8 protein-coding genes are annotated in these 8,163 nt (G+C 73.4%); 4 read left to right on the top strand and 4 right to left on the bottom strand.

All coding sequences use genetic code 11. The features are described from left to right. Positions 1 to 69: 69 nt before the first annotated feature. From trpS to ADL22_RS24070, 3 genes are all read left to right on the top strand, one after another. A complete protein-coding gene (gene trpS, locus ADL22_RS24080) occupies positions 70 to 1,083 on the top strand; it encodes a tryptophan--tRNA ligase (RefSeq protein WP_066983560.1) in 1,014 nt (337 codons plus the stop codon). 119 nt (positions 1,084 to 1,202) lie between these two features. After that, positions 1,203 to 1,799 carry a 2'-5' RNA ligase family protein gene (locus ADL22_RS24075; protein WP_066983557.1) on the top strand — a complete coding sequence of 199 codons (597 nt, stop codon included), beginning with the start codon at positions 1,203 to 1,205 and terminating at the stop codon, positions 1,797 to 1,799. A 216-nt stretch (positions 1,800 to 2,015) separates the two neighbouring features. Further along, the gene (locus ADL22_RS24070; protein WP_066983581.1) at positions 2,016 to 2,939 is read left to right on the top strand and encodes a YihY/virulence factor BrkB family protein; all 924 of its coding nucleotides are present in this window, start codon (positions 2,016 to 2,018) and stop codon (positions 2,937 to 2,939) included. Between the two features lie 76 nt (positions 2,940 to 3,015). On the opposite strand, the gene ADL22_RS24065 is transcribed toward ADL22_RS24070, so the two are convergent. The 3 genes from ADL22_RS24065 to ADL22_RS24055 all read right to left on the bottom strand — a co-directional run bounded on the left by ADL22_RS24065 (position 3,016) and on the right by ADL22_RS24055 (position 6,233). Continuing rightward, complete coding sequence (locus ADL22_RS24065) at positions 3,016 to 4,305, bottom strand: D-alanyl-D-alanine carboxypeptidase family protein (RefSeq protein WP_107116374.1); 1,290 nt, start codon at positions 4,303 to 4,305, stop codon at positions 3,016 to 3,018. A gap of 351 nt (positions 4,306 to 4,656) precedes the next feature. After that, entirely contained in the window at positions 4,657 to 4,926 is a 270-nt protein-coding gene (locus ADL22_RS24060) for an SCO4848 family membrane protein (protein ID WP_066983554.1), read from the bottom strand. 77 nt (positions 4,927 to 5,003) lie between these two features. Then, positions 5,004 to 6,233 carry a trypsin-like serine peptidase gene (locus tag ADL22_RS24055; RefSeq protein ID WP_234430840.1) on the bottom strand — a complete coding sequence of 410 codons (1,230 nt, stop codon included), beginning with the start codon at positions 6,231 to 6,233 and terminating at the stop codon, positions 5,004 to 5,006. Between the two features lie 228 nt (positions 6,234 to 6,461). Here ADL22_RS24055 and fabV point away from each other — a divergent pair, with 228 nt between their 5' ends. Beyond that, the gene (gene fabV, locus ADL22_RS24050) at positions 6,462 to 7,679 is read left to right on the top strand and encodes an enoyl-[acyl-carrier-protein] reductase FabV (protein ID WP_066983572.1); all 1,218 of its coding nucleotides are present in this window, start codon (positions 6,462 to 6,464) and stop codon (positions 7,677 to 7,679) included. 61 nt (positions 7,680 to 7,740) lie between these two features. Here the strand turns inward: fabV and ADL22_RS24045 are convergent, their stop codons facing one another. Further along, complete coding sequence (locus tag ADL22_RS24045; protein ID WP_066983551.1) at positions 7,741 to 7,953, bottom strand: hypothetical protein; 213 nt, start codon at positions 7,951 to 7,953, stop codon at positions 7,741 to 7,743. Positions 7,954 to 8,163 lie beyond the last annotated feature (210 nt).

The following is an 8,163-nucleotide window of genomic DNA, read 5'->3' as shown; positions in this document are numbered from 1 at the left end:
GGCCCCCCGCCCCGAACACCCCCGGGCCTCCACACCCAGGCCCCCCGCGGACCTGAGAGAATGGCTGCCATGGCTCTGAAGCGTCCTCGTGTGCTCTCCGGTATCCAGCCCACCGCCGGCTCCTTCCACCTCGGCAACTACCTCGGCGCGGTCCGCCAGTGGGTGGCGATGCAGGAGTCCCACGACGCCTTCTACATGGTGGTCGACCTGCACGCGATCACCGTTCCGCAGGACCCCGCGGAGCTGCGCCGGAACACCCGCGTCGCGGTCGCCCAGCTGCTGGCCGCCGGTCTGGACCCGGAGCGCTGCACCCTCTTCGTGCAGAGCCACGTCCCCGAGCACGCCCAGCTCGCCTGGGTGATGAACTGCGTCACCGGCTTCGGCGAGGCGTCCCGGATGACGCAGTTCAAGGACAAGTCGGCCAAGCAGGGCGCGGACCGCACCACGGTCGGCCTGTTCACGTACCCGGTGCTGATGGTCGCCGACATCCTGCTGTACCAGGCCGACCAGGTCCCGGTCGGCGAGGACCAGCGCCAGCACCTGGAGCTGACCCGCGACCTCGCGGACCGCTTCAACGCGCGCTTCGGCGACACCTTCACCATCCCGAGCGCGTACATCGTCAAGGAGACGGCGAAGATCTTCGATCTCCAGGACCCGTCGATCAAGATGAGCAAGTCGGCGTCCTCGCCGAAGGGCATCATCGACCTGCTCGACGAGCCGAAGGCCACCGCCAAGAAGATCAAGAGCGCGGTGACCGACACCGACACGGTCATCCGCTTCGACCGCGAGGCCAAGCCCGGCGTCAGCAACCTCCTCACCATCCTGTCCACCCTCACCGGCCGCGACATCCCGTCCCTGGAGCGCGACTACGAGGGCAAGATGTACGGCGCGCTCAAGACGGACCTGGCCGAGGTGATGGTCGACTTCGTCACGCCGTTCCGGACCCGTACGCAGGAGTACCTCGACGACCCCGAGACGCTGGACACGATCCTCGCCAAGGGCGCCGAGAAGGCCCGCGCGGTGGCCGCCGAGACCCTGGCCGCCACCTACGACCGGATCGGCTTCCTGCCGGCCAAGCGCTGACCGACCGCGGAAGGCCGGGGGCGCGCACGGTACGCCCCCGGCGCACTGAGAAGGTGCGCGCCCCCGCGGCGCGCAGGCAACGCATCAGGCGCATGCCACACATCAGGAGGGAGAACGCAGTGGGGACCGTAACGCTCGGCGTGTCGATCGCGGTCCCGGAGCCTTACGGCAGCTTCCTCCAGCGGAAGCGCGAGAGCTTCGGCGACCCGGCCGCCCGCGCCATCCCCACCCACATCACCCTCCTCCCGCCGACCGAGGCCGACGCGGCGGCGCTGCCCGCCATCGAGGCGCATCTCGCGGAGGTCGCCGCGGGCTGCCGGCCGTTCCGGCTGCGGCTGGCGGGCACCGACACCTTCCGGCCGCTGTCGCCGGTGGTGTTCGTACAGGTCGTCGAGGGGGCGCGCGGCTGCACCGCGCTCCAGGAGCGGGTCCGCGCCGCGTCCGGGCCGTGCGCCCGCGAGCTGCAGTTCCCGTACCACCCGCACGTCACCGTCGCGCACGGTATCGACGAGGCGGCCATGGACCGCGCCCAGAAGGAGCTGGCGGACTTCTCCGCCACCTGGCTGATCGGCGGTTTCGCGCTCTACGAGCAGGGCGCGGACGCGGTGTGGCGGCTGGAGCGGGAGTATCCGTTCGGGGCCGGTGGCGGGCCGGTGACGCTGCCCCGCCAGGCCGCCGAGGCCGGACTGTCCCGGCCGCCCGCGCCGTCCCGCTGACCGTCCCCGCCCTCCCGTGTCGCTCTCCGGCGGCCCGCCGGGTAGCTCCCGGTTTCCGGGGTATCCGGACGCTAGTGTTCCGGGTCAGTCGGGTGTCGGGAGGGCGGTACGCGGATGGCGGACGAACGCGGAATGCCGGGGAACGGCGACGGGAGCAGGGCCGGCGACCCCGGCGGGACCGGGCAGAGCCCCCAGGAGGGCAAGGCCGACGGCCAGCTGACCTGGATGCGCGGCCTCCCGCTCGTCGGCCCGCGGCTCGCCCCCCTGGTCGACCGGATGCTCACCACCCACCTCTGGCGCAGCTACAACCGCATGCTGGAGGTCCACTGGACCCGGCTCGCCGCCGCCATCACGTTCACCAGCTTCATGGCGCTCTTCCCGCTGCTGACCGTCGCGGCCGCGATCGTCGCCGCCACGATCGGCGACGCCCAGCTGCACCAGCTCCAGAAGAAGCTCGCCGAGCAGATCCCCGGGATCGCCGGGCAGCTCGACCTCGGCGCGCTGGTCGAGAACGCCGGCACGGTCGGCCTGATCGCCGGCGCCGCGCTGCTGCTCACCGGCATCGGCTGGGTGCAGTCGCTGCGGGACTGCCTGCGGGCCGTCTGGGAGGCGCCCGACGAGGAGATCAACTTCCTGGTCGGCAAGGCCCGCGACGGCGGGCTGCTGCTCGGCCTCGGCGGGGTCGCGGTGGCGTCGGTGGCCTGCTCGGCGTTCGCCTCGGCGGCGGTCGGCCGGGCCGCGGCGGCGATCGGACTGCCGCGGGAGGGCGCGGCGAGCGTGCTGCTGACGGCCGCCGGCTTCTGCATCGCGGTGCTCGCCGACTTCCTGATGCTGGCGTACGTCCTGACCAAACTCGCCGGGGCGCATCCGCCGCGCCGCGCGGTGATCACCGCCGGGCTGATCGGCGCGATCGGCTTCGAACTGCTGAAACTGCTGCTCAGCGGCTATCTGCGGGGCGTCGCGGCGCGCAGTATGTACGGGGCGTTCGGCACCCCGATCGCGCTGCTGCTGTGGATCAACTTCACCGCGAAGCTGCTGATCTTCTGCGCGGCCTGGACGGCGACCCAGCGCACCGGGAAGGGGCGCGGCACCGGGACGGACCGGGGCACCGGCCCGGAAACCGCGGCCAACGAGACCTGAACCGGCTCGCGGCACCGCCCGGAATCCACCGCCACCGGCACCTGACGCCAAGGGGACGCCCCAGGAAGGACCGCCCTCACTTGCGCCGCGCGCCCCCCGAGCCGCCCCGGCGCGACCGCGCCCCCTCGGCCGCCGGCCGCCGCCTGCGGACCACGTACGCCGCCCCGCCCAGCAGCGCCACCACACCCGCGCCGATGCCGACCGCCGTCCACGGCGCGCCCGAGCCGCCGGCGGTGTCCAGCGCGGCCCGCGCCTGCTGCCCGCCGTTCTTCGCCGAGCCGGTGCCGTCCGGCCCGTCGTCCGCGCCCTTCGGCCCGACGAGCCGGCCGACCGGCTCCACCTTGCCGTCCGCGGCGAAGCCCCAGTCGAAGAGCCGGGCGGCCTCCCGGTACGCCTCGTTGTGCACCTTCTTCTCCGGGTTCATCACGGTCACCAGCAGTTTGCGGTTCCCGTGCTGCGCGACCCCGGTGAACGTGGACCCGGCGTTCGTCGTGGACCCGTTCTTCACGCCCGCGATGCCCGGGTACGGCTTGATGTCGTAGTCGCCGCTGAGCAGCCGGTTGGTGTTCTGGATGCCGAACGTGGCGCGCTTGCCGTCCTTGCCCATGTCGCCCGGGAACTGCGCGCTGGCCGTGGAGCAGTACTCGCGGAAGTCCGGGTTCTTCAGCCCCTCCCGCGCGAACAGGCTCAGGTCGTACGCGCTGGAGACCTGCCCCGGCGCGTCGTAGCCGTCCGGGGTGACCACATGCGTGTCGGTGGCGTTCAGCTCCACCGCCCGCTGCTGCATCTGCCTGACGGTCGCCTCGGTGCCGCCGTTCATCGCGGACAGGGTGTGCACCGCGTCGTTCCCGGACCGCAGGAAGACCCCCAGCCACAGGTCGTGGACGGAGTACGTGAGGTTCTCCTTTATGCCGACGAGGCTGCTGCCGGCGCCCATCCCGGCCAGGTCGGCGGGCTTGACCTGGTAGGTGCGGGTCTTGGGGAACTTCGGCAGCACGGTGTCGGCGAACAGCATCTTCAGCGTGCTGGCCGGCGCCAGCTGCCAGTGCGCGTTCTTGGCGGCCAGCACCTCGCCGGTCTCCGCGTCCGAGACGATCCAGGAACGGGCGGTCAGCTCCTTCTCGTCCGGGAGCCTCGGCGCGCCCGCCCGGGGCTGCACCTGGACACCGGGCAGGCCCAGCCGCTCCCCGCCGACCCGCGACATCTTCGCGGGCGGCACGGGCACCTTGGGCTGCTGCCCGCCGTCCGCGGGGGCGGCGTGCGCGGTGCCGGCCAGCAGCGGCGTCATCAGCAGCGCGGAGGTCGCCAGCGCGGCGACGGCACGTACGGCGGAGGGGGACGCGGGGGTACTCAAGGTCGTCGGCACGTCCGTGAACGTACCCGCCCGCGGCCGCCCCGGGGAACGCACCCCACGGAAGAGTGCCCCTCCGAACGGCCGGATGGACCCGCCGCCCCCGCCCGCCCTTCCCGCTGCCCCCGTCTCCTCGTATCCGCCCGCCTTCCGGGGGAGCTGCTGCATCTGATCCACCTTTCGCACACGACTCGTAGGCGCCCCTCGGGACCAGGCGAAAGGGCAGGTCAGAGCACTGACACCGGTTCCTCGCGGTGGGCCGGGAACGCCTGGGCACCGGCCGGCGGCCGGACCGCGGGCGGTCCCGGATTCAAAGACGGAGCCCGGCCCGGCGGGGATCCACCGGTCGCCCGTACGGGACGTGAATCACTCCGTCGTGGCAGGGGCGCCGGTCGCCGCCGCCTCGCGGCGCAGGGCCCGGAGGCCGCGGAGGCCGATGACGCCGATGGCGGTGCCGAGGAGGAAGGAGGTGATGGCGAGGGCGAGGTGGATCCAGAAGTAGGCGGTGGGGGTGCCGTGGTCGAAGGCCAGGCCGCTGGCGTCCTTGGCCAAGTTTTTGACGAAGGTGGTCCAGACCACCCACGACCAGGCGCCGAAGGCGAGCAGGAACCAGGAGACGGGGCGGCTGAGCTTCATGGGTGCGTGCTTCCTCTGCTGCGGGCGGGGGCCTTGCCTTGCCAGTATCCGTGATCGGGTTTTCCGGACGTTCGCCGCTAGCGGCTGCCGGCGAATTTGGCGCTGATGGTGGTGAAGACGCGTTGCGCCTCGGGGCCGAGGTAGGGGCCGGCGAGCCAGGTGTGGGCGGTGGAGCTGATCGAGGTGTTGGAGATCAGGGCGAGCTTGCCGCCGCGGCTGACGAACCAGCCGCCGCCGGAGGTGCCGCCGGTCATGGTGCAGCCGATGCGGTCCATGGGCGGGGTGCCAGGGCGCATGGTGAGGCGGCCGGGGCGGTCGAGGCAGGCCATCATGCGGGCGCCGTCGTAGGGCGGGGCGGCCGGGTAGCCGAACGCTTTCACCGAGCTGATGCCGTCCGCGTGCGGGGCGTTGAACCACACCTGGGCGGCCGCGCCGACGGTCTCCTGGAGTGACTTCCCGCCGCCGTTCTCCGGGCGGACGTGCAGCACCGCGAAGTCGTACGCGGAGCCGGCGTTGCCGGACTCGGCGCTGCCCAGGTCGATCCACTCGCCGGAGGTGGTGATCCAGTCGGCCCAGAAGCGGCCGTACGGGGTGACCTCGCGGGTCGGGGTGGTGCCGACCCGGCTCATCGGCACGCCGGTGTCGTTGTAGGAGGGGACGAAGACGATGTTGCGCATCCAGCCGCCCTGGCGGCCGGAGTGGACGCAGTGGCCCGCGGTCCACACGAGGTCGGACTTCCCGGGGTGGGCCGGGTCCTCCACGATGGTGCCGGAGCAGACCATCGGGCCCTTGGGGCTGTCGAAGAAGATCTTGCCGACCGGCGCCATGTTGCGGTGGTACGGGCGGGCCACCTCCTCGGCGCGTACCGGGCGCGGCTCGGGGTCGGTGGCACCGTGGCCGCCGGCCGCGTCGCCGGCCCGTACGCCGACGTCCGGGGCGGCCTGGGCGCGGGCCATCCGGTCCGGCTGCCAGTGGTTCTTGATGACGGGGTTGGCGAAGTCCTGGGCCTTGCGGGCCCATCTCCCCCAGTTCTGCCAGCCGCCGTCCTTCCAGCGCTTGAGGTCGTCCAGGCCGGTGGGGCCGGGGTTCTTGTGGTCGGTGGACGCCGAACTGCCGTGGTGCGCGGCGGAGTTGGTGTCCGGGCCGCAGGCGGTGGCGGTGGTGAGGAGGGCGGCCGCGGCGGCCAGGAGGGCGAGGGCGGTGCAGGGGCGGTTGCGGCGGCGGGGGCCGGGCTTCGTACGGCTCGTAGCGGCGGCCGGGCCGTTCTCCCCGGACGGGTCCGGTGGTGCGGGCAGTGCGGACGGCATGGTGCGGGTTCCCCCCTGGTGCGTACGTGCGTGCGGTCGTGCCGGGGCGGTGGGCGGCGGGCCTGCGGTCCCGATGGGGCCGGCCCGCCCCCGGCTCCGGCTGTCATGCCCCTGTAGGGCGGCCTCCACTATGCCGTTCCGGCGCGGGTGGGCGGGGCGGGCGGCCGGTGCGGGGGTGCGATCGCGACAATCATGGGTGTCCTGTCCGAACCGTCCAAGGACCTGAACGTGACCGAGCGCGTGATCGACCGCCCCCGCAGCCGCGGGTTCCTCTTCCTCGACTCGCACCCCGCCGGGTGCCGGCAGCTGGTGTCCGGCATGTGGGACGCGGTGTCCGCCCCCGCCGCGCCGCCGCCCGCGGACGGCCCGGTGGCCCTGGTCATCGGCTCGTCGGCCGGTTACGGGCTGGCCGCCACGCTGGCCGGTCTCAAGCGGGCCGGTATCCGGGGCGTCGCGGTCTGCTTCGAGAAGCCGGCCACCGCGCGGCGTACCGCCACCGCCGGCTGGTACCGCACCGCCGCCACCGCCGAACTGGCCCGCGAGGCCGGGCGGGACCTGGTGTTCCTCAACGGTGACGCGTTCTCCGACGCGATGAAGGACCAGGTCGCCGAGGTGATCGAGGAGCGGTTCGGCGGGAAGGTGGACCACCTGATCTACTCGGTCGCGGCGCCGCGCCGCACCGATCCGGAGACCGGGACCACGTACGCCTCGGTGCTCCAGCCGATCGGCGAACCGTCCCGGACCCGCACCCTGGTCTTCGACGACGCGGGCGCGCCCGAGGTCAAGGAAGTGGAGACCGCGCCGGCCGCCGAGGAGGACATCGCGCAGACCGTCGCGGTGATGGGCGGCGCCGACTGGGAGCGCTGGATCGACCACCTGGCCGCGCGCGGGCTGCTCGCCGAGGGCTTCTCCACCGCCGCGCTGTCGTACATCGGCTCGCCGCTGACCGAGGCGATCTACCGCAAGGGGACCATCGGCGCCGCCAAGGCGCACCTGGAGGCCACCGCCCGCGACCTCGACAAGCGGCTGACCGAGCTGGTCGGCGGGCGCGCGGTGACCTCCGTCAACGGTGCCGCGGTCACCCAGTCGTCCACCGCCATCCCCGGTATCGCGCTCTACGTCGGGCTGCTGCGCGGCGTCCTGGGCGAGCGGATGGTGTCCCCGGTGGCGCAGCTCAGCGAGCTGTGGGACCAGCTGACCGGCGTGCGCCCGCTGGAGCTGGACGAGGAGGGCCGGGTCCGGCTGGACCGCTGGGAGCTGGCGCCCGAGGTGCAGTCCGCGGTCGCCGAGCGCTGGCAGCGGGCGACGACGGAGAACATCGCGGAGCTGGCCGACCTTGAGTGGTTCCGCGGCGAGGTGCACCGGCTCTACGGTTTCGAGGTCCCCGGGGTGGACTACGGCGCGCCGGTGGCGACCGAGGTGGCGTGGCCGGGGGAGGCCGGCTGACCGGCCGCGGTGCGCCGGCCGCGGCCGGTCCGTGGCGCGCCGTCCACCGGCCGTGGGCGGCTCACCGCGGGCCGGCCGCCAGGCGCGGGTCCCGGCGGCTCGCGCCGACGCCGTGGCGGTACTCCTCGATCTGCTCGCGGGTCGGATACCACTTCTTGTCGCAACGGTGGCACCACCAGCGCCAGTTGTCCCAGTGGACCTCGGTGGTGGTGGTGTCCTTCCACAGGCGGTCGTCGCAGTCGGTCGTCGGGCAGTGCGGCGGCGGCAGGGGCATGGCGGCCGGGCCTTTCGTGGGCCGGGGCGGGTTCCCGGGCGGGGCTGCGGGCGCCTTCCAGACTGGTGCGGCGGCCCGGCGTCCGGTGCCGCTGTGTGCACCGCGCCATACGATCGGGTGACCGGCCGTACGCCGGGTGACGCGCCTCGTACGCCCCGGAGTTGACGCCGGAAAACGTCCGGGCTCCGCGCAGCGGGGCGGAAATGCGAT

Origin of the sequence: Streptomyces sp. NRRL F-4489, assembly GCF_001509485.1 — a bacterium.
Classification (GTDB): domain Bacteria; phylum Actinomycetota; class Actinomycetes; order Streptomycetales; family Streptomycetaceae; genus Streptomyces.
Note: the sequence above shows the minus strand (reverse complement) of the source record. Positions and strands in the feature narration are given on the sequence as shown.

Coding starts and splice junctions, on each gene's coding strand:
- trpS (WP_066983560.1), top strand. CDS start 70: ATGGCTCTGAAGCGTCCTCGTGTGCTCTCCGGTATCCAGCCCACCGCC.
- ADL22_RS24060 (WP_066983554.1), bottom strand. CDS start 4,926: ATGAAGCTCAGCCGCCCCGTCTCCTGGTTCCTGCTCGCCTTCGGCGCC.
- ADL22_RS24055 (WP_234430840.1), bottom strand. CDS start 6,233: ATGCCGTCCGCACTGCCCGCACCACCGGACCCGTCCGGGGAGAACGGC.
- ADL22_RS24045 (WP_066983551.1), bottom strand. CDS start 7,953: ATGCCCCTGCCGCCGCCGCACTGCCCGACGACCGACTGCGACGACCGC.